Source organism: Psychrobacter pacificensis (assembly GCF_018336615.1).
Classification (GTDB): Bacteria; Pseudomonadota; Gammaproteobacteria; order Pseudomonadales; family Moraxellaceae; genus Psychrobacter; species Psychrobacter pacificensis.
This window is the reverse complement of the sequence record NZ_CP048752.1, coordinates 2,508,711-2,532,428: the sequence shown is the minus strand read 5'-3', so window position 1 is coordinate 2,532,428 and position 23,718 is coordinate 2,508,711. Positions and strand designations below refer to the sequence as shown.

Annotated in this window: 16 protein-coding genes; 9 read left to right on the top strand and 7 right to left on the bottom strand. The window is 42.5% G+C overall.

The window, feature by feature from the left end:
* Positions 1–197: 197 nt before the first annotated feature.
* Both era and recO read left to right on the top strand, forming a co-directional pair.
* A complete protein-coding gene (gene era / locus GYK50_RS10725) occupies positions 198–1,229 on the top strand; it encodes a GTPase Era (protein ID WP_212564552.1) in 1,032 nt (343 codons plus the stop codon).
* Positions 1,230–1,292: 63 nt separating this feature from the next.
* Positions 1,293–2,069 carry a DNA repair protein RecO gene (gene recO / locus GYK50_RS10720; protein ID WP_212563904.1) on the top strand — a complete coding sequence of 259 codons (777 nt, stop codon included), beginning with the start codon at positions 1,293–1,295 and terminating at the stop codon, positions 2,067–2,069.
* A 205-nt stretch (positions 2,070–2,274) separates the two neighbouring features.
* On the opposite strand, the gene GYK50_RS10715 is transcribed toward recO, so the two are convergent.
* On the bottom strand, positions 2,275–3,003 hold the full coding sequence (locus tag GYK50_RS10715) for a GspH/FimT family pseudopilin (RefSeq protein WP_286708164.1): 729 nt from the start codon (positions 3,001–3,003) through the stop codon (positions 2,275–2,277).
* A gap of 595 nt (positions 3,004–3,598) precedes the next feature.
* Here GYK50_RS10715 and GYK50_RS10710 point away from each other — a divergent pair.
* From GYK50_RS10710 to mscL, 3 genes are all read left to right on the top strand, one after another.
* Positions 3,599–4,783: an OmpA family protein gene (locus tag GYK50_RS10710; RefSeq protein WP_186475117.1), complete on the top strand. Its 1,185-nt coding sequence runs from the start codon at positions 3,599–3,601 to the stop codon at positions 4,781–4,783.
* 348 nt (positions 4,784–5,131) lie between these two features.
* Positions 5,132–6,982, top strand: coding sequence for a translational GTPase TypA (gene typA, locus GYK50_RS10705; protein ID WP_212563903.1), 1,851 nt, complete (start codon positions 5,132–5,134; stop codon positions 6,980–6,982).
* Positions 6,983–7,253: 271 nt separating this feature from the next.
* Positions 7,254–7,697, top strand: a complete 444-nt coding sequence (gene mscL, locus GYK50_RS10700; protein ID WP_093067752.1) for a large conductance mechanosensitive channel protein MscL — start codon at positions 7,254–7,256, stop codon at positions 7,695–7,697.
* Positions 7,698–7,810: 113 nt separating this feature from the next.
* On the opposite strand, the gene GYK50_RS10695 is transcribed toward mscL, so the two are convergent.
* The 6 genes from GYK50_RS10695 to cysM form a co-directional block, all read right to left on the bottom strand.
* Complete coding sequence (locus tag GYK50_RS10695; protein WP_093067758.1) at positions 7,811–8,251, bottom strand: hypothetical protein; 441 nt, start codon at positions 8,249–8,251, stop codon at positions 7,811–7,813.
* Positions 8,252–8,541: 290 nt separating this feature from the next.
* Complete coding sequence (mutM, locus tag GYK50_RS10690) at positions 8,542–9,471, bottom strand: bifunctional DNA-formamidopyrimidine glycosylase/DNA-(apurinic or apyrimidinic site) lyase (RefSeq protein ID WP_093067761.1); 930 nt, start codon at positions 9,469–9,471, stop codon at positions 8,542–8,544.
* Positions 9,472–9,526: 55 nt separating this feature from the next.
* Positions 9,527–12,064: a RelA/SpoT family protein gene (locus tag GYK50_RS10685; protein ID WP_212563902.1), complete on the bottom strand. Its 2,538-nt coding sequence runs from the start codon at positions 12,062–12,064 to the stop codon at positions 9,527–9,529.
* 380 nt (positions 12,065–12,444) lie between these two features.
* Positions 12,445–13,998, bottom strand: a complete 1,554-nt coding sequence (rlmD, locus tag GYK50_RS10680; RefSeq protein ID WP_212563901.1) for a 23S rRNA (uracil(1939)-C(5))-methyltransferase RlmD — start codon at positions 13,996–13,998, stop codon at positions 12,445–12,447.
* Positions 13,999–14,060: 62 nt separating this feature from the next.
* The gene (locus GYK50_RS10675) at positions 14,061–14,885 is read right to left on the bottom strand and encodes a 3'-5' exonuclease (RefSeq protein ID WP_212563900.1); all 825 of its coding nucleotides are present in this window, start codon (positions 14,883–14,885) and stop codon (positions 14,061–14,063) included.
* 27 nt (positions 14,886–14,912) lie between these two features.
* Complete coding sequence (gene cysM, locus GYK50_RS10670) at positions 14,913–15,869, bottom strand: cysteine synthase CysM (RefSeq protein WP_212564551.1); 957 nt, start codon at positions 15,867–15,869, stop codon at positions 14,913–14,915.
* A 573-nt stretch (positions 15,870–16,442) separates the two neighbouring features.
* Between cysM and GYK50_RS10665 the strand changes: the two genes are divergently transcribed.
* The 4 genes from GYK50_RS10665 (at position 16,443) to GYK50_RS10650 (ending at position 23,710) form a co-directional block, all read left to right on the top strand.
* Positions 16,443–19,910 carry an ATP-binding protein gene (locus tag GYK50_RS10665; RefSeq protein ID WP_212563899.1) on the top strand — a complete coding sequence of 1,156 codons (3,468 nt, stop codon included), beginning with the start codon at positions 16,443–16,445 and terminating at the stop codon, positions 19,908–19,910.
* A 208-nt stretch (positions 19,911–20,118) separates the two neighbouring features.
* A complete protein-coding gene (locus GYK50_RS10660; protein ID WP_212563898.1) occupies positions 20,119–20,931 on the top strand; it encodes a crotonase/enoyl-CoA hydratase family protein in 813 nt (270 codons plus the stop codon).
* A gap of 293 nt (positions 20,932–21,224) precedes the next feature.
* Complete coding sequence (locus GYK50_RS10655; RefSeq protein ID WP_212563897.1) at positions 21,225–22,484, top strand: multidrug effflux MFS transporter; 1,260 nt, start codon at positions 21,225–21,227, stop codon at positions 22,482–22,484.
* Positions 22,485–22,837: 353 nt separating this feature from the next.
* Positions 22,838–23,710 carry a substrate-binding periplasmic protein gene (locus tag GYK50_RS10650; RefSeq protein WP_093067785.1) on the top strand — a complete coding sequence of 291 codons (873 nt, stop codon included), beginning with the start codon at positions 22,838–22,840 and terminating at the stop codon, positions 23,708–23,710.
* Positions 23,711–23,718: the final 8 nt, after the last annotated feature.

Here is a 23,718-nt window from a genome sequence, read left to right as displayed (position 1 = left end):
TTGCGTGATAAGACCTGAAGCGGCATAGACCTAATTTACCTTATATACTACTTATTTCAAATATTACCAGCTGATATCCAATAGTAACTACACCGACAAACTATTAAGTCATATTTGGCTGGATATAAACCCTATAGGATCAACTTATGAGCAATCACCCTGATGTGCCATCGAATAATGAAGATAGTACTCAAAATATGATTGAAAATACAGATGTCGATACGAATGCAGATAGCGTGGAAGATATCACACTAGAAAACGATCTGGCGATTGAAGCGTTTTTTGCACCAAGTGGTAGTGCCCAGTTGGCTGATGATTTTAGATCAGGCTATGTGGCCATCGTTGGACGCCCAAACGTCGGTAAGTCAACGTTGATGAACCACTTATTGGGTCAAAAGCTGTCTATTACCTCACGTAAGCCGCAAACAACTCGTCATCGTATTCATGGCATTTTGTCCAATCACGAGATGCAGGCGGTGTTTGTCGATACGCCAGGTATCCATCGCAATGAAGTACGTGCGATTAATGAGCGTATGAATAAAGCGGCAGTATCTGCTCTAGTAGATGTTGATCTGGTATTGTTCGTTGTTGACTCAGATCAATGGCGTGATGATGATCTATTGACGCTGCAAAAGCTTGGTGAGACCGATTTAACGATCGTACTGGTCATTAATAAATCAGATACTTTAAAAGATAAAGGCAGCGTATTGCCGCTTATTGAAACCTTTAATGAAAGTTTTGACTTTGCTGATATCGTGCCAGTATCGGCGCTCAAGAACCAAAACTTAGATCGTTTGCAAGAAGTGATTGCCTCACATTTACCAGTTGCTGCACCTATTTATGATACAGAGCAAATCACTGATCGTTCAGAGCGATTTTTAGCGAGCGAAATCATTCGTGAAAAAATCATACGTAGTGCTGGTGATGAAGTGCCATACGACTTGACTGTACAGATCGACGCGTTTAAAGATGAGCCTGCACACACTGATCCAAAGACAGGGCGTCCACGTAAAGCCTGTACTTTTATTGATGCAACTATCTATGTTGAGCGTAGTGGTCAAAAAGCCATTGTCATTGGTGATAAAGGCCAGCGCATCAAGCAAGTCGGTATGGATGCTCGTAAAGACATGGAGCAACTGTTTGACAAAAAGATTATGCTAACGCTATGGGTCAAAGTCAAACGCGGTTGGTCTGATGATGAGCGTGCGCTGACCAGTTTGGGGTATTAGTGGTATTCAAAGAGTAGTATGATAAGGAGCATGTCCATCTACTCAATGCTGAGGTAATAAACAATGCGTAACGAAGCGTTAGTCGGCTATCTATTACATCAGCGTCCTTATCAAGAAAAGCGTGCGTTGTATTATCTTTTTTCTCAGCAGCATGGTGTGATACATGGTGTTGGGAAAAAAGGTGCACCGTTATTTATGCCTTTACAGCTATTTGCCACTGGCAAACGCGACCTAAAGACATTCACTCAAATCCAGATTACTTCGCAAACCACTCTCCAAACAAGTAACGAGCAAAAAGAAGGTACCTCTGCCACACTATCTACTGTACCTTATAGTAATATCAATGGACAGCACCAATATGCGGCGTTGTACCTTAATGAGATACTGTGGCGATTGTTACCGACCGAAGATCCAATGCCGGTATTGTGGCAACATTATCAGGACAGTTTACAGCAGCTGAAGCAACCTTTAGATAACACTGAGCTTCGTTTATGTTTGCGCCAATTTGAGCAGCACCTATTCAATGAGTTAGGTTTCATCTTAACGCTAACGCATGATAACATCGAACATACTATCGAACCTAATTGTGTATATCGCTTTTTACCTGATGTGGGGTTACTGCCAATCATGCAGAATGCTATAGAGTCCGAGCATTTAGAGAGTAGTACCGGACAGACTATATTTAAGGGTATCGATATTATCGAGATGGCCTACCTAGGTATCACTAAAGCAACGCTGAATAATTGGTCAAAGCTACATCGGCATCTGATAGATCATCTACTTGATTATCAACCATTACAAAGTCGGCTGCTATGGCAACAGCAACAACGTTATCAATAAAGAGATTATCATTTTTAAATCTATTGAGTTTAGGCCATGGCTTGACTTGTGGGAATATCGATACTGTTGCCTAGGTCGATGGTGTTGATGAGTTAAATATAGAACACGCTATGATTTAGGATTATAGCAAGCTGTTGTTATGGTAAAAAATGCGATGTATTAAAATGCTTAAAGGTAATGTACTTGCTACTTTGTCCGCATTCAATTACCCATCACAATCGGTAGGGTGGTCTTGATTAAGCTTCTGACTGACTCGACCGTTTTGATTGAAAGAAATTTGGTACATTGCATCATTATAGGTAGATGTGGGGCAGTACTTGATATGGCCAAAATGCCCCCGAGGTTTGCCACTATCACCCCAAAATTTGATGTAATGGCGACCCGCTCCGACTCTGAGTTTCAGTGTACTATATTTTAAATTAAAATATTGATTGAGTACTAGAGTATCAGCATTTGTATCGAAGTTTTTGTTACCGTTTTTGTCTACGAATAATATAAGCATGTTGTCACTATTGCGGTCGCATTGTATACCGTCATTCGATAAACAAACCAATACATCTTGTCTAGTGATATAGCTTTCAGCTTTTGCCAAAGCGAGAGCGTTCTCTAATTGGGTTTTGACGCGTTTGGCTTCCATACGCGTTAATTGCGTCAATATGCTTGGCGTTGCAATCGCTACTATGATAGCAAGCACCGTTACAGTAACAATCAGCTCAACAAGAGTGAAGCCATTCCTACCTTTAGCGCTTAAAGCTTGCAAATGCATTGCAGAGCGTTTATTACATATAGTTAACTGGTGTAGTGGAGCGTACAACTGATTTATTCGAAATATTAGCCTATCATGACTAAGCATTCCCTTCATCAAAGTAGATAAAGGTAAAACCACTATCAGTAATCTGCGATAATTTGATGATGTTTTATAAAGCGATTTCATAGGTTGCTACATCCTATGGCTTCAGACTTTCCAAATAAAATAATCGCGCTTATCTGCAACATCTAGCTAATCCATTATGTAGAAAAAATACTTGATAAAGACTAGTATTTTGTTTTGTTGGCAGTATACAAAATTATTACTTTTCTATAAGTTATCTATAAGTTACTTCGGATATAAAATAATGTCGACTGTTGTAATATAAACAGAATATATGTCTATTGTCAAAAAATGTTTCAATTAGTGAATAATATGCATTAGGAATAGAGAAAAATTATCAATTGTAATAAAATATGTTCAAACGATAGGTGCTAGTTGATTTAGCATCTATCGTGAACTGACATACAAAAGATAAAAAGCGTAAGGTGTGTTAGTTCTAAGTAACTTAGAATGGCTATTGTGTTTTAGTTACAACATTATCGTGTAATAATGTGTAGCTCGTTAACGAAAAAAGTTGTAAACTGAATGGATAATCGCTAAGCTACTTCTTAATTGGTTTTGCTTTGTACCTAAAATGCGTAAAAGATGTCTAATTTAGAGCGTCTTGAAAATCGGTTTTGCTTAATGCATCACTAAAATTATCCTTTGGAGGAAGTCCATGAAACTGAATAAAATTGCTTTAGCACTGTTCGCTGTAACAGCTGCACCTCTAGCAGCTAATGCTGGTGTTACTATTAGCCCACTATTATTAGGTTATCACTACAGTGAAGGCGCTGATGATGATCAAGCTGAATTACTAGGCGACTATAGTGGTAGTGGTGATAGCTACTATAAAGAAGACGGTCTATATACTGGTGCCGCTTTAGGTATCGAACTTACTCCTTCTACTCAGTTCCAAGTAGAGTATGGTGTATCAGATACTGATGCTATCCGCCAAGACGGTTCTGATAACTTCGATGCAGAGCAGGAAATGATCTCTGGTAACTTCTTAGTTGGTACCGAAGAGTTCACTGGTTATACTGATAGCGCTCTTAAGCCATATGTGTTAGTTGGTGCTGGCCAATCTAAACTTGAGATTAAAGACTCTTCAGGTGACAAAGTTTCAGGCACTAAAGATACTATCGGTAACCTAGGTCTAGGTGCTATGTATCGTATCAACGATGCACTAAGCCTACGTGGTGAAGCTCGTGCGATTCATAACTTTGATAACAACTGGTGGGAAGGCATGGCCTTGGCCGGTCTAGAAGTTGTACTTGGTGGCCATCTAGCACCTACAGTAGCAGTACCACCAATGGAAGAGCCAATGGTTGACAACACTCCAGTAGTTGTTGTTGAAGCTGACCTTGATTCTGACGGTGATGGCGTACCTGATAGCATGGATGCATGCCCAGGCACTCCAATGAATGTGGTGGTTGATGAGCGCGGTTGCCCAGTACCAGTAGATATTACTGATGAGCTAAAAATGGAACTACGTGTATTCTTTGATAACGATAAATCAGCTATCAAAAACCAATACAAGCCAGAAATCGCTAAAGTAGCAGAAAAAATGCGTGAGTATCCAAACTCTACAGCTCGTGTAGAAGGTCATGCATCTAAAACTGGTCCTTCAGCACGTTATAACCAACGTCTATCTGAAGCTCGTGCCGTTGCTGTTAAATCTATGCTAACTAACGAATTCGGTATTGCTCCAAACCGTCTATCAACTGTTGGTTATGGTTATGACCAACCAATCGCATCAAACGATACTGAAGAAGGTCGTGCTATGAACCGTCGTGTTTATGCCATCATCACTGGTGACAAAACTATGACTGTTGAACAAACTAAAGATATGGTTGTTCAGTAAGTATTAGATAAATAATCGTATAGTTAGATATATGGTTACAAAAAAAGCCACCCAATCGGGTGGCTTTTTTTATTTATGTATTGATAAAAGTAAGTTATTTCATAAATTTATGAATCAATAATGTTATACTAGCCACCCAAACATTCTGTAAATTGACAGAATGTACATTAGCATAGCTATCTGTACGATGAATTTATCGGCATAGATATTTGATTATATTGAGATTTTCTGAGTGATAGCATTTATTGTGTATCATCTAAAATTCAATATTTATCTTATTGATGATAAAAGTTTATCCAGCGGCGCTTATTGCTACTGCATTTTTTTAAGACGACACGAGCATTTTATATGGCGAACGATATCAAACACCTGCGTAACATTGCAATTATTGCCCACGTTGACCACGGTAAAACAACTTTGGTTGATAAATTATTACATCAATCTGGTACTTTTGGCGATCGTGCAAATATTGCTGAACGTGCAATGGATTCAGGTGATATTGAGCAAGAACGTGGTATTACTATTTTGGCTAAAAATACAGCCATTCGTTGGACAGATCAGACTTCAGGAACTGAATACCGTATTAATATCGTTGATACCCCAGGTCACGCCGATTTCGGTGGTGAAGTTGAGCGTGTGATGTCAATGGTTGATTGCGTACTTTTGGTTGTTGATGCTGTCGATGGTCCGATGCCTCAGACTCGTTTTGTAACGCAAAAAGCATTTGAACAAGGTCTAAAGCCGATTGTTGTTATCAATAAAATTGACCGTCCTGGCTCACGCCCTGATTGGGTAATGGATCAAATTTTTGATTTGTTCGATAATCTAGGTGCAACTGATGAGCAGCTTGATTTTCCAGTGGTTTATGCATCAGCGTTAAATGGTATTGCAGGTTTGGAAGCAGATGATTTAGCTGATGACATGACGCCACTATTTAAAACTATTGTTGATGTTGTACAGGCGCCGCAAGTTGATGCAGACGCACCATTCCGTATGCAGATCTCAAGCCTTGATTACAACAGCTTCGTCGGTGTGATTGGTATTGGTCGTATCCAGCGTGGTAAGGTTAAAACCAATACACCAGTTACTGTCATTGATAAGCATGGTAAGACACGTAACGGCCGTATCTTAAAAATCATGGGCTACCATGGCCTTGATCGTATTGATGTTGAAGATGCACAGGCTGGTGATATCGTTTGTATCACAGGTATCGATGCGCTTAATATCTCAGATACGATTTGTGATCCAAATCATGTCGAAGCACTACCAGCATTGACTGTGGATGAGCCAACCGTTTCGATGAACTTCCAAGTGAATAACTCACCATTTGCAGGCCGTGATGGTAAGTTTGTGACTTCGCGTAATATCCGTGAGCGTCTAGAGCGTGAACTGATTCATAACGTTGCTCTGCGCGTGGAAGATACTGAATCTCCAGATAAATTTAAAGTCTCTGGTCGTGGTGAACTGCATTTGTCAGTATTGATCGAAAATATGCGCCGCGAAGGGTTTGAGATGGGTGTATCTGGCCCAGAAGTTATTGTCAAAGAAGTCGATGGCAAACTACAAGAACCGTATGAAAACGTTGTCTTCGATATCGAAGAAGAGCATCAGGGTGCTATCATGGAGCAGGTTGGTCTACGCAAAGGCGAGATGACCAATATGGAGCTTGATGGTAAAGGTCGTATGCGTATTGAAGCCACAGTACCAGCTCGTGGTTTGATCGGTTTCCGTTCTGAGTTTTTAACATTGACTTCAGGCAGTGGTATCATGACGTCAAGCTTCTCGCATTATGGTCCACAAAAGATCGGTGATGTGGGTGGTCGTTCGAACGGCGTATTGGTTTCTATGGCAAACGGTACTTGCCTAGGATTTGCACTGTTTAACCTACAAAAACGTGGTAAGTTATTTGCAGAGCCACAGCTTGAAGTTTATGAAGGTATGATCGTCGGTCTAAACTCGCGTAACGATGATATGACAGTGAACCCAACAACCGGTAAGCAGTTAACCAACGTACGTGCTAGTGGTACAGATGAAGCGTTGACGTTGACGCCAGCAGTTAAGTTTACGCTTGAGCAAGCGCTTGAATTCATTCAAGACGATGAGCTGGTTGAAGTAACACCAAAAGCAATACGTATCCGTAAACGCTATCTGACTGAAAGTGAGCGTAAGCGTCACAGCCGTAGTAAGAAAAATGCATAATATCGACAGTATAAACTACTCAATCTTTTAGAGCGTTGATTTTTAACACCAAAATTTAATGTCTTTTAGACATCGGAGTAGTTAAAGAATTAGCAGTATAGGGTGAGCTATAGTGGTTCACTTTACACTGCTTTTTTTGTTGTAATTTTGAAGAAATAAATACAAAATGAACATTAGTTTTGATGTGTTCAATGATTAACGTTAGAGTGAAGTATGATACTGATTATATAAAATATCTATACGCCTATAGATAATTCTTGAGGAGAATACAATGAGTATGGTTTCAGAATTTAAAGAATTTGCTCTAAAAGGCAATGTGATGGACTTAGCAGTTGGTGTTATCATTGGTGGGGCTTTTGCTACCATCACTAAATCATTGGTAGATGATATCATTATGCCAATTGTCGCTTTCATTGTAGGGGGCGAGATTAACTTTAAAAATATGCTTTTGGTATTGGGTGATGTGCCTAATGGGGTTGCTATGACCTATGATGCACTCAAAGAAGCTGGCGTTCCTGTATTAGCATATGGTAGCTTCATCACTGTACTCATTAATTTTCTAATTTTAGCTTTTATTATTTTTATGATGGTTAGAGTAGTAAATAAAATGCGTCGTACGGAAGCTGTAGAGGAAGCTATAGTAGAGCCATCAGAAGAAGTACAGTTACTGCGTGAAATCAGTGCTAAATTGAGTAATACTCATATTGTAAAATAATAACGTACGGTTTAGTGGTAATAAAAAAGGCTAACTTTACGTTAGCCTTTTTTATTGTCTATTCACAAAGTCATATTTTGTGATTTATGCTAAAAACGATCAAACACAGTAGTTTATGGCGTGACAACCACGTAATCGTTAGTATTAATCAAAATCTCTGATGGTTGGTCAACGACAATACGCACAGTATTATTGTCAATAACTTGTGATTTATAATAGTTATCTTCAGCAACTGTACAGCCTAAACATCTTCCCATAGCATCCCAAGGCTCAACAAATAATTTTTGCTGCGCTTGATCGGCATTTCCACCGATAAGAGAGAAGGGTAGGCTCACGATATAGGCGGCGGTACCAGCCACAGCATTGACCAGTTGTAATGGTTTACCAACAATCGTATCTACTACCATCGTCTCATAAGAAGGGCCAAAGTCAGTTTCGTCTATTTCTATGGCTGCAAAAGTAGGTTGCATACTAGCAGCCATTAACGCTAAGGAAGTAAAGACAGGAAACAACTTTTGCTTAACTGCGCGTTTGTTTGTGGCTTTAACCGTCATAACGATATCCTAAAATTTACAATTAGTATGATTAATGGCTGCTGCTGTCTCCATATAGGAATATCGCGGCAACGACAGGTAGGGTAAGTATTACAGAAGAATAAATAGTGCGCACTATTTTTGTAAGCGCTAGCACTATTAAAGCAAGATGTACGCCAATAAGCAACAAGAATACATGGGATATTCTTATGTGAGTAAAAAAATATATCAAACTAGATTGTATTTATTTTGAAAATAGTAGCAGATTTGTCTTTAGTTAAGGTAAGAAATCATATGACCACTAATTAAGCTTAAGCTAACGGCTGACAATTTGGACAATAAACGCTGGCTCTACCATTGAGCTTAACATTTTCTAGAATGGTATCGCATTTTAGGCAATGCTCTCCTTGCCGACCATAAACATTTAAGGTCTGCTGAAAATAACCCGTTTGACCACTCGCGACTGTAAAATCTCGTAGCGTTGAGCCACCAAGTTCAATGGCTTTTTTTAGAATGTCTTTAATATGATCAACCAAAACAACAAGTTGGTCAAATGAAAGTTGGTTCGCTGGGGTAGCGGGATGTATGCCTGATAGGTAGAGGCTTTCCGTCGCATAGATATTACCGACACCTACCACGACTTTTTGTTCCATAATGACAGATTTGATAGCTCGTGCGATGGACTGTGTTCGTTTGGTCGATGGTTTTTTGTTAGAGCCTGTATTGTTATGATCTTTATCGGATAAGTTATTACGTTGAATAACGTTATAAAGATATTCTGCGGTAAAATCTTCTGAGAGTGGCTCAGGGCCCAAGTGGTCCAGTAATTTGCTGCCGTAATCTTCATACCATAATACTGAGCCAAATCGTCTTGGATCGTAATAATGTAGCTGAGACTTTGCATTTTCAGAATCCCTAAATACTACTATTAGATGATCATGTTTACGTTTGTCAGTGCCATAACTGTGCTGCTGTAAACTACCTGACATGCCTAAATGAATCAAAAGCTTAAGTGGTGCTACCATGGCATCATTATCATTAAGCACTGTGGGCAAAAATTTAAGAACAAGATATTTTGCTCGGCGTTCAACGCTATCTAACGTGTAGTCAGCCAGACTACTTAAGTCATCTGGCATCGCCCAACGTAGCTTGGGTTCAAAGACCTTTATATCAATCACCTGTTGTCCTAATAATGGTGCAAGGCTAGTCTTGGTGGTTTCTACTTCTGGCAATTCGGGCATGATGTTTTATGACAACTCTATTTTTGAGTGAATAATTGGTAGCTTAGCATTTCAACTAAGCCACAGCGCGACGAGCATGTAAGACACCGTGCTGTTGCTCTAGTTTCGCCAGTAACTTAGATAGATGCGCTAGCCCTGAAACCTCGATATGAAATTTCAAAAAGGCGATATTGTCATCGTTACTAAGCGTTTCAACTTTGCGGATATTGACGTTCTCTTTATCAATAATCTGTGTCAAATCACGCAACAGGCCGCGTCTGTCATACGCCTCTACGTGGATATCGACAGGCTGGTAGCGACCAGATTGTACTTGCCAAGCTGCCTCTATTTTGCGCTCAGGATCACGCTCGACCAAACGCAAATACTCAGGGCAACCGCGGTTATGAACGCTGACACCTCGCGATAAGGTAATGTATCCGGCAATTGGCTCACCATGTACAGGATGGCAGCAGCCTGCTAAATTGATTTCAATATTATCCAGACCGTCGATACGGATTTTGTAGGCATCGAGCTTGCTCGCATCTCTAGTATCGACGTGCGGTGCAAAGTTCTCTGGTGGTATCTCGGGTTCTAGATGCAGCTGCCGAGAAATATGGCTGGTTAGCTGGTTGAGACCGATATCACCTGTGACGAGCCCCACGATAATATCATCGGTCGTATTGACGTGGAAATGCTGGATATAGTCATTTAAGTCAATGCTATTGGGATGCACGGATAGGCGCTCAAGCTCTTTGCTAAGCATCTGACGACCTATTTCAATATTCTTATCACGGTCTTGTTTGTTGAACCATTGACGCAGTTTTGAGCGTGCGCGATTGGTATGAATATAGCCCAGTGAGGCGACTAGCCAATCACGATTGGGCTCACGCGATGCCTTAGTGATGATCTCAACTTGTTCCCCTGTTTTTAGCTGATAAGTCAATGGCACATAGCGCTGATTAACTCGGGCTGCCTGTGCACGGTTACCAACTTGGGTATGCACATAATAGGCAAAATCGAGAACGGTTGCACCTTTTGGTAGCTCGGTGATGTCGCCGTCACGGCTGAAAATATAGATACGCTCGAGCTCATCAAAATCAACGAGTTGTTCTTCTTCGTCAAGCTCCATGTCATCTAGCTCTTCGCCTGTCATGACAGCTGAGCGCGGCTGGTTACGGGTCTCGTTGTTAATAGACAGTAGCTGACGTAGCGAGCTGATTCTTTGATTTAAGTAATTGTCTTTTTTATTCTTCAGGCCTTCTTTGTAATTGACATGTGCGCACATGCCAAGCTCCGCCTCAAAATGCATCTCCTGAGTACGAATCTGCACTTCAAGCGATTTGTTTTCGGCAATGACGGCAGTATGTAGTGAGCGGTAGCCGTTTGACTTTGGGTTGGTAATATAATCGTCAAATTGCTCAGGAATATAACGCCACAAACCATGTACCAAGCCTAAGACGTGATAACAGTCTGAAGGATTATTGACCAATACTCGTAATGCACGAATATCATACAGCTGATCGAACGATAAGCCTTTAAGCTTCATTTTGCGGTAAATAGAATAGATATGCTTGACACGTCCGGATACTTCGCCCTCAATACCAGCATTCGCTAATGCCTCATTGAGCTTGTCTTCTACACGCTGAATATAAGACTCGCGTTCGCTTCGCTTTTCGGACAGTAGCTTGGCAATCTCTTTGTACCTATCGGGCGCAAGGTAGCGAAACGCCAGATCCTCAAGCTCCCATTTAAGCTGCGCGATACCTAGGCGATGCGCTAATGGGGCGTAAATAGTCATGACCTCACGCGCGACACGAGTTTGACGCTCTGGCCTAGAAAACGTCAACTCACGCATGGCAAAGGTACGCTCTGCCAACTTAATGAGTACCACACGCACGTCGTTGGTGACAGAAATGAGCATGCTATAAATATTTGATAGCTGGTCACGCTGATTATTGACGAAATGATCTTCTAAGCGTTTATTGCTCTCAATAATCTCTGAGAGTTTCCCCATTGCTAAAGTGTCTTTAACAAGGGCTAGGATATCCGCACCAAAATTTTTCTCAACTTCAGCAAGACTAATGATAGATTTGCGGGCACTGCGATATAGCATGGCAGCAACAAGCGCATCTTCATCTTGATAGAGATAGGTCAATATGTCTGTCATGCCAATACCAGTGACGTAAGCACCTGAGCGCTCAGATTCGCTAGTATTCATGTGACTACGGATAAACTCACAAGCAGCACTCAGATGAGGTACAGACTCTTGACCGATACGCTTCGCCACATTGTCGAGCCAAGTGGGTACATCAATATTGGCTTGATCTAAATCAATGGATTCGAGCTCTTCATCTGAGAGCGTATAGGTGTTGTCCAGATACTCGTTTTCAAGCGCGGGGTCGAGGCCATCATAAGTATGTGCGGCTGATCGATCAAACGTAGTATGTAGCTTGTGAGTTGACAGCTGGTATTTGATATCGAGAGGAATCTGGGCGTAGCTGTTGGCAGATTGGTGAGAGCGTTGGCTCGCTACCAATCGCGCCGCCAGTGTGGCACTGTCGGCCTGCGTGGTTTGTCCATCCACCAACGGTAACCCCTCACGAATTTTTACCATAGCCGACTCCTCTTAGCTATTTTGAATTGATTATAACCTCATCTACTATGCACACACTCTGAATGAACGATTCATAAAGTGCCAGCTATAAACCAATACAACTGCTAAAAATCTGATTTTTAACAGCCATAAAATGCGCGTAAAATATATAAAGCTACGAGTACAAGTGCTGCTTATACGGCGATATACAGTATAAGAAGATTGTTTACTATTATCTCACTTTGAAAGGACAAATCAAGCGAGGCTCTGTAATGACTTTGGTTAATTATGTGAAATAGCCGTGAGTTATAGGCAAAATATTATCCAAGCTTGGATTCAGTGTTGCGGTCATAATACGGCTACTTAAGAGGCTATTACGAATCATAAGATACGTATAAAAATCAGCTGTCTACTTTTTCAAAACGAGCGATAGACTCGACGTGTCCAGTATGGCAGAACATATCCATGACACCCGCATGCGTCAAGCGATACCCTTGCTCTAGTAATGCTTTGGTATCGCGGGCGAGGGTTGCTGGATTACAAGAAACGTATACGATACGCTCAGCATTGAATTTTGGCAAATACTGCATAATCTCCCAAGCACCAGAGCGCGGGGGGTCGATGAGTAAGGCGTCAAAACCCTGATTGGCCCAAGGTTTGTCAGTGCAATCTTTTGTCAAATCTTGACTATAAAATTCAGTATTGCTGATACCGTTACGACGAGCATTGTCAGCCGCACGCTTGGTCATGGCCTCACTACCTTCGACACCCACCACAGAACCTGTTTCACCAACGAGACGTGCTAGCGGCAGGCTAAAATTACCCAAACCACTAAACAGATCCAGTACTCGCTCACCTGCTTTTAAATCTAATAAGTCGCAAGCCAGCTTAGTCATTTGGCGATTGACAGATAAATTGACTTGGGTAAAGTCAGTAGGAATAAATTCAAAGGTCAAATCATATTCTGGCAGTTGATAATACAAGCGACCAAACTGCTCGCTTAAATCATCTGCCTCTGTCAAAGCGATACGTTCAATACTATCAGCGCCTTTTGACTGTAGATATAGCTGCCAATTGCGCGCTGCAAAGAATGCTTTTAATTTGTCTATATCAGCCTCTGACAGCGGCTCTAAGTGACGCACGATTAGTGCAACAGGTTGATTGCCGTCAGGCAATTCTGGCAATTGCTCACCCATCGCAAGCTCAAGCTGAGCAATCTTGTCACGGCTCTCTAACGTGCTGATGAGCGTCTTTAAGTTCTCAATTTCAAAACCGATGCGTGGGTCTAAGATATGGCATTCATTGAGCTCTGCCAAAAAGTTACTTGAGCGCTCACGAAAGCCGACCAGCGCGGTTTCTTTTTTGACGACATAGCGCACGCCTAGACGAGCCTTGGTGCGATAGCCAAGACGATCACCTACGACAGGTGCCAGCCAGTTATCAGGTTCTACATTGGCTTGATGCATGAGCATCTCAGCAAGTACGGACTGCTTAAAATTTATTTGCCCATCTGGCTGCCAGTGTTGTAAGTTGCAGCCACCGCAAACACCAAAATGTGGGCAAGGCGGTACAGCACGCTCAGGATTTGGTTTAGCAGTAATACTGATTGCATCGCCTTCTTCAAAGCTGGCACGGCTATTGGTGATTTTTACCAGTGCGCTTTCACCCGGTAGAGCAAAGCTTACAAATATTTTTTTGCCATGCTTATCTTCAGCATGGCCATCATCAACCCCAAAACCATTGCCATAGATGGCTACGCCGCGACCATCATGTGACAAACCATCAATGTTAAATGGAATCGGCTCTGCATCTTTTAGACGACGGCGCGTTTTTGATGATGGCTTAGATTTTTTCTTGCTGGGTGGAATGGCAATCTTTTGGCTATCATTCGTTTGAGTAACACCGTTCTGCGGAGCAGAATTGGCTATTGAGGTTTTGGAGTCGGTGGGTTGCATAAACCTGCCTTAATAATAAATAACTATAAGAGGAGAATAACAAACTGCTAATAATACGGTTTCTATAATTTGGGTGCCGATGACCAGTCAGCAATAAACTCTTGATGTCTTGGGCTACCATCGGTTTGGGTATATTGTGCTAGATAGTCATAGCTCTGCTGTTGCCAAGCATCAAAGTCTGGTGAGGACAGCTTTCCTGTCAGACGTAGCCAACGAAGATAGATGAGCCAAGTGTTCATCACATCAGACTCACAATAGATGGAGAGTGTCTGCCAATCACCACTACTGACGAGCGCGCCCACCATGCTACCATCAACGTCAGTTTTGCCTGGTAATCCATATAAACTGGCGACCACATCCATGGCCTCGCGGCGACTGGCACCGTACTGACTAAATCTGTCCATCAAATCAAGATGACGCGTATGGAAACGATTGACATAATTGTCAAAGCGCATATTTTTGATACGTTCACCTTCTTCAAACAGCCATGGCGCTGATAAATCATACTGCATAGCGCGATATATCAGTACAGGTATGTCAAAACCTGAACCATTCCAACTGATGAGCTGTGGCAAGGTCTCAAGATCACTGAATGCCCGAAAAAACTTGGCAAGAATGTCTTTTTCGCTAAACTTATCCGCGGTCAATGAAAATAGCGATAACTTGCCATCTTTGATATATAAAGCGGAAATACAGACAATGCGCTGCAATGGCAAGCGCATAAAATCGTGTCCTGCCTCTTGCATGCGGATGGCTGTCAGTGCGCTTAAGGTGTCTTCATCATTCAGTGCAGCCAACTGCGGATAAATACGCCGTGCGCCATCGATATCGGCGACCGTCTCGATATCGAAAACTAGTATAGGGTCGGACGGTAGAGCTTGTGACATAAAGAATCCTGCATTTTTATAAGCTTACTATGCTGCGTTATCTGCATCATTATCGATATGACTGTCATCAACATTGTATAAACCTGTCGATAAATAACGGTCTCCACGATCACAGACGATAAAGGCAATGACGGCATTAGGGTTTGCTTTTGCCACTTGGGTCGCTGCCCATGCAGCTGCGCCCGAAGATACCCCAGCAAAAATACCTTCAGTTTTTGCCAGTTTGCGCATGTAGACTTCAGCGATACGCTGATCGACATCCATGATCTCATCGACCAAGTCTGCGTCAAAAATACCCGGCATATATGCCGCAGGCCAACGGCGAATACCAGCGATAGACGCGTCTTCATCAGGCTGCAAACCGATAATTTTGATGTCAGGATTTTGCTCTTTCAAATAACGTGAGACACCAGTGATGGTGCCAGTGGTACCCATTGAGCTAATAAAGTGGGTGATCTTACCGTCAGTTTGTGCCCACAACTCAGGCCCTGTGGTGAGATAATGCGCTTGGCTATTGTCAGGATTATTAAACTGATCCAGTACGATGCCTTTACCATCGGCTTGCATCTGCAATGCCAAATCACGTGCCGCTTCCATGCCTTCATCGACTTCAATCAACGTCGCGCCGTAAGCAATCATGGCATCTTTACGCTCTTGAGTAGAGTTGGTTGGCATCAGTAATGTCATTGGATAGCCGCGCATCGCCGCGACCATGGCTAATGCAATGCCAGTATTGCCGCTGGTGGCTTCAATCAATGTATCGCCGGGTTTGATATCACCGCGCTGCTCTGCTTGATAAATCATATTAAAAGCAGGGCGATCCTTTACAGAGCCTGCGGGATTATTGCCTTCTAATTTGGCTAATAATGTGGCGCCATTTTCGATATGCTCTTGTTCAGGTAGGCGCTGCAATTGAACCAGTGGCGTTTGACCAACACAATCGGCAAGCTTGGTGACTTGAGTGATAAAGTTAGCGTTTGACATGGCCGTTGCGGACATAAGAAATCCTTATTTATTTTCTAAAATATTTTTTGGGCGATAGGCTGTGATCGAATCACTATTTTTTATTGTCTGATCATCATTTGAGACAAGCGTTTTGTGTATTGGCTTATAGTGACAGATAAACCAAAACTTAACGGCAGTAGCGTACGCTCTCATTCATCATGAGGGTAAACCATCTATTGTGGCAAATAAAAAGTTGCGCCATTATATCATTTTGTTGCTAGCTGCGCTTATTGCATAAAAGAATAATACTTGATGAAAGCGCCTTTTACTGGCAATTTTTTTAGGGACAAAAGCAGGTTTTATGGTGCCGCAACCATGCCGTTTAGTAACGTATGTATATTTGTTAGGTTTGCTTAAAGCCATATTGGTCAAAGTTTGTGTTTCATTCACCTTGAATGGGTAAACGTGATTTATAGAATCCTGTTAAGATAATCTTGAGCCATAAAAGGCGTATCATTAAAAAACAAGCTAGCAAGCTTAAGCATTTTTTATGGTAGCGTAGAGACCGTAACAAAATTCACAGACAGCATTTTCGTAGAGAGTAGAGCGAGCATGGCATATAAAAAACGTTTCAATACCAGCAGTGCCTATGGGCAGCTGATCCTATTGGTGTTTTTACCCATCTGCGTGTTGGCGGCGGTAGGGGGTATTTTGGTATTTCACGAAACCATGCGTGCGAGCGATTCAGAGCAAGAGGCACTGGCTGAGGCGGTATTGATTCGTTATACACCAGTCATTGCAGAGCTGATTCCTGATTTGTTGGAGCAAGAACGTCAGCAAGCAAAAAGCAGCACAGATAAGGCATCACAGAGTGCGATGACAACGCTCGAAAGCATACAGGATAAACTCGGGCGTATGCAGTCTGAGCAGCATGTACAGCGTATTGCTGTTATCAATGAAGGCAATCAAGTATTGGCGACCGTAGGCTATGGTCTGAACGAGAAATGGCCGCTAATCAGTGACTCAGCAAAGTTTTTATCGCAAAAACCAACGCCTGTAGGCACGGCATATGGCAGCGTGTTGGGTGAGTTTGAGGGGCAGACGTTGTGGCTACTGGTCGATATGGACAACGAGCCACTTTATATCGCCCGTTATCGTATTGCGATGGCGCTGGTGATTACCGGTCTGTTTACCATTCTGATTTTATTACTCAGCTTAAATATTTACTCAAAGCGTTGGATTGCACCTATCTATGAGCTGCGTTTGCAATTACAACGTACCCATGTTGATAACTTATATCAGCCTGTACCAGTAGAGTCAGATGGTGAGCTTAATTTATTACAGCAAGATTTGGTCAAGACATTTCGTCGCCTCCATAGAAGTTTTCAGGAGCTCAAGGATCATGCCGAGCAAACCGAAGACGATCTGCGTTTGGCATTTGATGAGATGGAAATGCAAAACATCTCTATTCGAAATGCGCGTGATGCTGCCATCTCAACCAGCCAAGCCAAATCCGCATTTTTGGCCAACATCAGCCACGAGCTGCGCACGCCGTTGAACAGTATCGATGGCTTTATTAACTTATTAGCGCGTCACGGTGAGCTCAATCCTGAACAGGATTTATACGTACAGACTATCCGCAAATCCTCAGCTCACCTACTTGCCTTGGTCAATGATGTTTTGGATTTCTCTAAGATTGAGGCGGGCAAGTTGGTGCTTGATCGTCATGAGTTTGATTTGTATGACACCATTTATGATGTGGTTGATATGCTCTCTCCTGTCTCTGCGGAGAAAGGTCTACGTATGGCTGTCTTGTTCTATAACGACGTGCCCATGCGTATCAATGGCGATGCGCTGCGCCTCAAGCAGGTATTGACCAATATCGTGGGGAATGCCATCAAATTCACAGACAGTGGCGATGTGGTCGTACGGGTCAGCTTGGACGATCATCGTGATAACTATCTGATGATCAGTGTGCAAGACAGTGGTAAAGGCATTTCGCTTGCTGACCAAAAAATGCTGTTCCAAAGCTTTAGCCAAGGTGATCCGTCAATCACGCGCCAATATGGTGGTACGGGGTTGGGTCTGGTTATCTCCAAACAATTAACGCGTCTCATGGGCGGCGATATCGGCTTTCATGACAACGCTCAAGAGAACATCGCCAATCAAGGCGCGACGTTTTGGTTCCGTATGCCAGCCCATGTCGATGTGCTAGAGGCACCAACTGGTCAGACCATTGAGCTGCCAGTATTGGCACCGCTTGCAAGCGAGACTGATGAGTTCAACGTCTTGGTTTGGATCAGTCATACGGCCTCAATACAAGTGTTGAAGGCCAGCTTGCAGTACTTACCGATTAAGCTCACTCAAGCCAATTCATTGCCAGGGGTGCTTGAGTCGCTCAAAGAGCATGGCAACTTTTGGGATTGGGTCATCGTTGATGATGATACGCAAGACGATATGATGGCGTTACTCAAGCAAATCCGTCTCCATTATCAAGGCAAACTTGCTGTGTTTGGCTATCAAGTGGCGGCTGACCAAGCGCTGCTTAACCGCTATCAAGCCAATATCTTGTATGAGCCATTGGACAAAAGACAGCTATACGCAATGCTTGATACACAAAATCGCAGTATGCCAAAGAGCTTACAAGAGCCGCGCTGGAAAGGGATTACCGTGCTGGCAGTTGATGATCATCTACCAAATCTATTGGTGCTTGATGCGCTATTGAGCGAGCTTGGCATACAAGTCATTACAGCGAGTAGCGGCTTTGATGCCATAGAAATTATCAGTAAACAGCAAACCAAAAATGTCAAATCTGCTAAAAACGATAAGCAAAGTCTGTCGAATAAAACGCAACTCTCAAAAGCCGAGACACGTGATGAGGTCAATAAAAAATCCAGCACCTCCCTGTATGCTGAAGAGAGTGCAAATGACGATAAAACAGCTACTCAAGATAAAAATCATATCGATTTGATATTTATGGATATCCAAATGCCGCGCATGTCAGGTCATGAAGCAGCGAAGCAAATTCGGAGCATTGAAGCGGCTGATAGCCGTATTCCTATTATTGCTCTCACCGCACATGGCCTAGCGGATGAGCGCGACAAGCTGATCGCCAGCGGTATCAATGACTACGTTGGCAAACCAATTAGCCAACCTCAGTTATTGCAAGTACTCCAAAAGTGGCTAGGCCGAAAAAGCATCACACCGCAAATAACGGCATTGGCTGATACTGATTTGCAAGCTTCTAATTTGCAAAGCATCGATTTACAAAATACCGACTCCGAAAATATACACCTCACAGAACAATCGACGCCGCTCTCGGATCAAAAGACCGCCATTTATCCGATGGTCAAAGACAACGAACGCGTTCGTAATAGGACTGAAATCACAGAACCGCCAAAAGTCACTCGACCATTATCACTAAAAAAAATCCGTGATGACTACTTGCGTGACAGTCAGCCACGTGACGATTATAGACGAGAGACCACCCGTGAGAACCAGCCTCGCTATGAGAGCCTACGTTTACACAAGCAAGGGCAAGAATCATTATTGTATCCACCAAAAGAACCGACAGATAATTCTGCTGAAGACATAACAGCGAATATGGATAAAAGGCTATATGAGCAAACGGATCACAACCTCCATCAAAAAAACCTCAGTACAATGGATACGTCTGATATTTTAGACTGGCAAGATGCGCTTACTCGCTCAGCAAACAAACCTGATTTGGCAGCCAAGCTCATCATTATGATGCTCGATACGATTAACGAGGAAAAGCAAGCACTGACTCAAGCATGGGAAGCTCGTGATCGTAACTTGTTGGCACAAATTGCCCATCGCATATTGGGCGGCAGTCGTTATACAGGAGTGCCGCAGCTACGTCAGGCCAGCCAAGACTTGGAGGATAAGTGCTTATTGAATGTACAGCATACAACACCGGTACAATTTGCGATGATTGAGCCATATTATGAGGCACTACTTACCGCACTGAATAATTTACAAAACGTGGATTTATCGGCTTACCCTCAGCTCAACTATCATCGTTTGAGCGAAAATGACATGACGTGGAAAATGATTTAGAGCAGGTAATCGGACCGTTATTATGCGATGTAATAAGTGAATTGCATACGATACCGATCACTAGCAGCCAGATAATGTGCGAATATTAAAAGGCAGACGCTTGATACAGTATCGTAGCAGTCAGTTATTGCTAAGGTAGGATATGGATAAGCCTGCTAACATTATCGCTATCAGTCTATCTTTTACCCATTCATAAATAAGGATCGTTATGAGCGCCATTGCAACTTACCAATACGAAACGCTACAAGTGAGTGTCACTGATAATATACTCACTGTGACGCTAAATCGTCCGCACAAAAAAAACGCCATGAGCTTTCAAGTCATCGATGAGCTGATTATGGTGGCAGAGCGTATTAGCAAAGACAAAACGATACGCGCGGTTATTTTAAATGGTGCAGAAGGCACATTCTGTGCAGGTATTGATTTAGGGGATTTAAACCATCCAAAAAACCAAGTCTTTGCTATTTGGGAGCTGATTAAGCCTTGGCAAAGCTCATTCCAACGTGTCTGCTTGGTGTGGCGTGATCTACCAGTACCTGTCATCGCGGTACTAGAAGGCTACTGTATTGGCGCTGGGCTACAGCTAGCATTGGCATGTGATGTGCGTATTAGTCATCCGGATTGCCAGCTGTCTATTATGGAAGCCAAATGGGGTTTGGTACCGGACATGGGATTGACGCAATCGGCATTTGGGGTGGTACGAGAAGACGTTCTCAAAGAGCTGGCCATGACGGCGCGCATCATCAATGCCAATGATGGCAAAGAATTAGGATTAATCAGTCATTGTAGTGAGACGCCGCTTGAGCAAGCACGACAGCTGGCGGCTGAGTTTGCTGAGCGCTCTCCTGACGCTGTGCTAGCGAGCAAACGCGTAATTAATGCGATGTATGAGCAGCCTGCGACTACCTTATATAAAGAAAAAATCTGGCAGATTAAGATGATGCTTGGACGCAATCGCAAACTTGCTCTGAGAAAAGCAAAGCAAGCTAGCACGGTGTTTAGCAAACGTCAGTTCCGCTAACGTTCTTTAATTTTGGTAGATATTGTCTTAAGGATTTTATCTGAGACAATTTCGGCCTCAGTACTTAGATTAAAAGTACGACAGACATATTTTGATAAATTACGTTGATTGTTTTTAGTTGTTAAGGCTTGTTTCATTAGTCCCTTATGGCTATTGAAATCCGAGTGGACAGCACGATATAACACTGTCCGCTTGCACAGATTTAGATAAAGATGCACTATTGTCGTTAAAAATATCTATTTCATGTATCTTACAAGCGCTTAAGTAATCATCACTATATAAATGGTCTAACTATGTCTGCCCCAAAGTCCTCTCTACCAAATAAACCTATCGCCTCTGAACGAGTACGTTCTGCTGATCTGCCTGTTGCATGGATTATGATGCTAGGATTAATGGTTGCGGTAGGACCGTTATCCATTGATATGTATCTGCCTGCGCTACCATCAATGGCAGATGATTTTGGCGTATCTACGGCATTTATGGCCAACTCTGTGCCAGCGTATTTTTTGGGTTTGGTATTCGGGCAGTTATTTTATGGCCCTTTTAGTGATCGTGTTGGCCGTGTTAAGCCTTTATATATAGGTATGACACTATATGTGATTGCGTCCATTCTTTGTGCGACCACTGACAATGAATATGTATTATTTGTAGGGCGAACGATGCAGGCATTGGGCGCTTGTGTAGGGGCAGTGGTGACTCGCGCTGCTATTAGAGATCGCCTAACCGCCAAGCAGACCGCAAAAGCTTTTTCTATCATGATATTGGTGATGGGTCTGGCACCGATACTCGCGCCGTCGCTGGGCGCACTATTTTTACAGTTTTTTGATTGGCATTCCATTTTCTGGTTTTTGGCCGCTTTTGGTGCCCTAAATTTATTGCTTACTAAGTTTTTCTTTTTTGAGACATTGACCGAAGAAAATCGTAATGTGCGTCCTGCAAAAGAGGTGCTTAGCCAGTATTGGGACTTATTAAAAGATCCCAGCTTTAACTACCCTGCGATCGGTGGCGGGCTGTTGATGGGTGCGATGTTTGTCTATATCAGCTCAGCTTCTGAATTAATCATGGACACTTATAGCGTCTCGGCCACGCACTTTGGCTGGTTGTTTGGGATGAATGCGGCGGGCTTTGTGGGTTTGACTCAATTGAACCAATGGTTGACCAATCGCTTTCGTATCTTGAGCATATTACGCTTTGGGACGATGATGCAGGTGCTCTCTGCAGGCACGTTGTTTGTTGTCGGTATATTTTTGGGGACCGATGCTTGGTTGCCACTGGTGCTGGCGTGTATTTTCTTTTGTATTGCAGGCTTGGGATTGACCCAGCCAAACGCCTCAGCGATTGCGCTGGCTTTTCAAAAGCAGCGTGCGGGTATGGCAAGCGCGCTGCAAGGCTCGCTGATGTTTTCAGTGGGTATTTTTGGTGGTTTATTATTAAACTTATTCCCTCTCAATCCAGTGTTAAAAATCGGTATTGCACTTTTTGTACTGATGAGCTTGGGTGCGTTTTTAATCTGGCAGATAGACCGTAACCTAAATCTTGACGATGCAGAGTAAGTATAAGGTTTCATCGTAAATTAAGTACTCATAAAAAGCACCCATACGTTTAGAGCGTATGGGTGCTTTTTTATGTCTGCTATTAATTTGTATATAAGATTTTCTTTTTGATAAAGCTTTTTCTACAAGTTCTATAAATATTAATAAAATATATATTGTATAGATATATATGAATTATTATGTATATATAACTAATTGTATATAACTGTCAAACATTATTATTGCAATTGTAAAGTTAGGTAAGTATTATCTAACGTAACTTTCTGTAAGTAAATATTATAGGAATATTGCTTAACCTCTCTAGATTGTCATTCATTAAATTGCATAACCACATTAATTCTCAAGGATAGATTATGAAGCAGCTATACCGAATATTACCAGTCGTTTTAAGCGTAGGTATCTTTGGATGCAGCAACTCTAGTACACCAGAAAGTACTGCTGCTGAGAACACGCCTGCAGAAGGGCAGGAGGAGTTTGTCAGTAGCCTTCCAGATTCAGCGCCAGTTTTAAAAGTAGCAACCACAGGGACCATGCCTCCTTTCTCATTTCAAGATGATTACGGCAACATGCAGGGTATCGACATTGATTCTATTCGCGCGCTTGGCGAAGAAGAAGGGTTCAAAGTTGAGTTTTATAAAGAAACCTGGCAAAACATGTTCGATACAGTAGAGTCGGGTAGTCGCGATTTGGCGATTTCAGGCATCTCTTATAAAGATGAGCGTGATGCTAAGTACGGGTTGTCTCAGCCTTACTTCTTTAACCCTGCCGCCATCATGTATGCAAAACCAGAATTAAATATTAACAGCCTAGATGATTTGCAAGGCAAAAACATCTCTGCAATGGAAGGCTCTAAGCAGGTCGATCAAGCACAGCAAATGGGTAAGTACAACAACTTCTCGACCAGAACGACTGCCTTTTTATTGTATGAAGATTTAATGCAAGGCAAAGTAGATGCGATTTTGCATGATCTACCTATCTTGCAATATACGGCAAAAAACCATCCTGAGCAAAAAGTAACCATCGTTCCTTATGAAGGGCAAGATAATCCATCAGCACAGCAGGTTATTTTGATGGCAAAAGGTAATACTGAGCTCATTAACAAAATCAATGACGGTATTACCAAGCTAAAAGCGAAAGGTAAGTTTAAAGAGATTGAAGCTCGCTGGCTTGGTGAGACTACAAGTCCAACGGCTAGTGCTTCTGCCACCACTGAACAAGCAAACTAAGGGACGTT

Bases quoted from the DNA above. Each gene is read 5' to 3' on its own strand.
- GYK50_RS10655 (WP_212563897.1), top strand. From the start codon at position 21,225: ATGTCTGCCCCAAAGTCCTCTCTACCAAATAAACCTATCGCCTCTGAA.
- GYK50_RS10650 (WP_093067785.1), top strand. From the start codon at position 22,838: ATGAAGCAGCTATACCGAATATTACCAGTCGTTTTAAGCGTAGGTATC.
- GYK50_RS10685 (WP_212563902.1), bottom strand. From the start codon at position 12,064: ATGGTAAAAATTCGTGAGGGGTTACCGTTGGTGGATGGACAAACCACG.
- GYK50_RS10710 (WP_186475117.1), top strand. From the start codon at position 3,599: ATGAAACTGAATAAAATTGCTTTAGCACTGTTCGCTGTAACAGCTGCA.
- era (WP_212564552.1), top strand. From the start codon at position 198: ATGATTGAAAATACAGATGTCGATACGAATGCAGATAGCGTGGAAGAT.
- GYK50_RS10660 (WP_212563898.1), top strand. From the start codon at position 20,119: ATGAGCGCCATTGCAACTTACCAATACGAAACGCTACAAGTGAGTGTC.
- GYK50_RS10715 (WP_286708164.1), bottom strand. From the start codon at position 3,003: ATGAAATCGCTTTATAAAACATCATCAAATTATCGCAGATTACTGATA.
- GYK50_RS10675 (WP_212563900.1), bottom strand. From the start codon at position 14,885: ATGTCACAAGCTCTACCGTCCGACCCTATACTAGTTTTCGATATCGAG.
- typA (WP_212563903.1), top strand. From the start codon at position 5,132: ATGGCGAACGATATCAAACACCTGCGTAACATTGCAATTATTGCCCAC.
- cysM (WP_212564551.1), bottom strand. From the start codon at position 15,869: ATGTCAAACGCTAACTTTATCACTCAAGTCACCAAGCTTGCCGATTGT.
- rlmD (WP_212563901.1), bottom strand. From the start codon at position 13,998: ATGCAACCCACCGACTCCAAAACCTCAATAGCCAATTCTGCTCCGCAG.
- GYK50_RS10695 (WP_093067758.1), bottom strand. From the start codon at position 8,251: ATGACGGTTAAAGCCACAAACAAACGCGCAGTTAAGCAAAAGTTGTTT.
- mutM (WP_093067761.1), bottom strand. From the start codon at position 9,471: ATGCCCGAATTGCCAGAAGTAGAAACCACCAAGACTAGCCTTGCACCA.
- recO (WP_212563904.1), top strand. From the start codon at position 1,293: ATGCGTAACGAAGCGTTAGTCGGCTATCTATTACATCAGCGTCCTTAT.
- GYK50_RS10665 (WP_212563899.1), top strand. From the start codon at position 16,443: ATGGCATATAAAAAACGTTTCAATACCAGCAGTGCCTATGGGCAGCTG.
- mscL (WP_093067752.1), top strand. From the start codon at position 7,254: ATGAGTATGGTTTCAGAATTTAAAGAATTTGCTCTAAAAGGCAATGTG.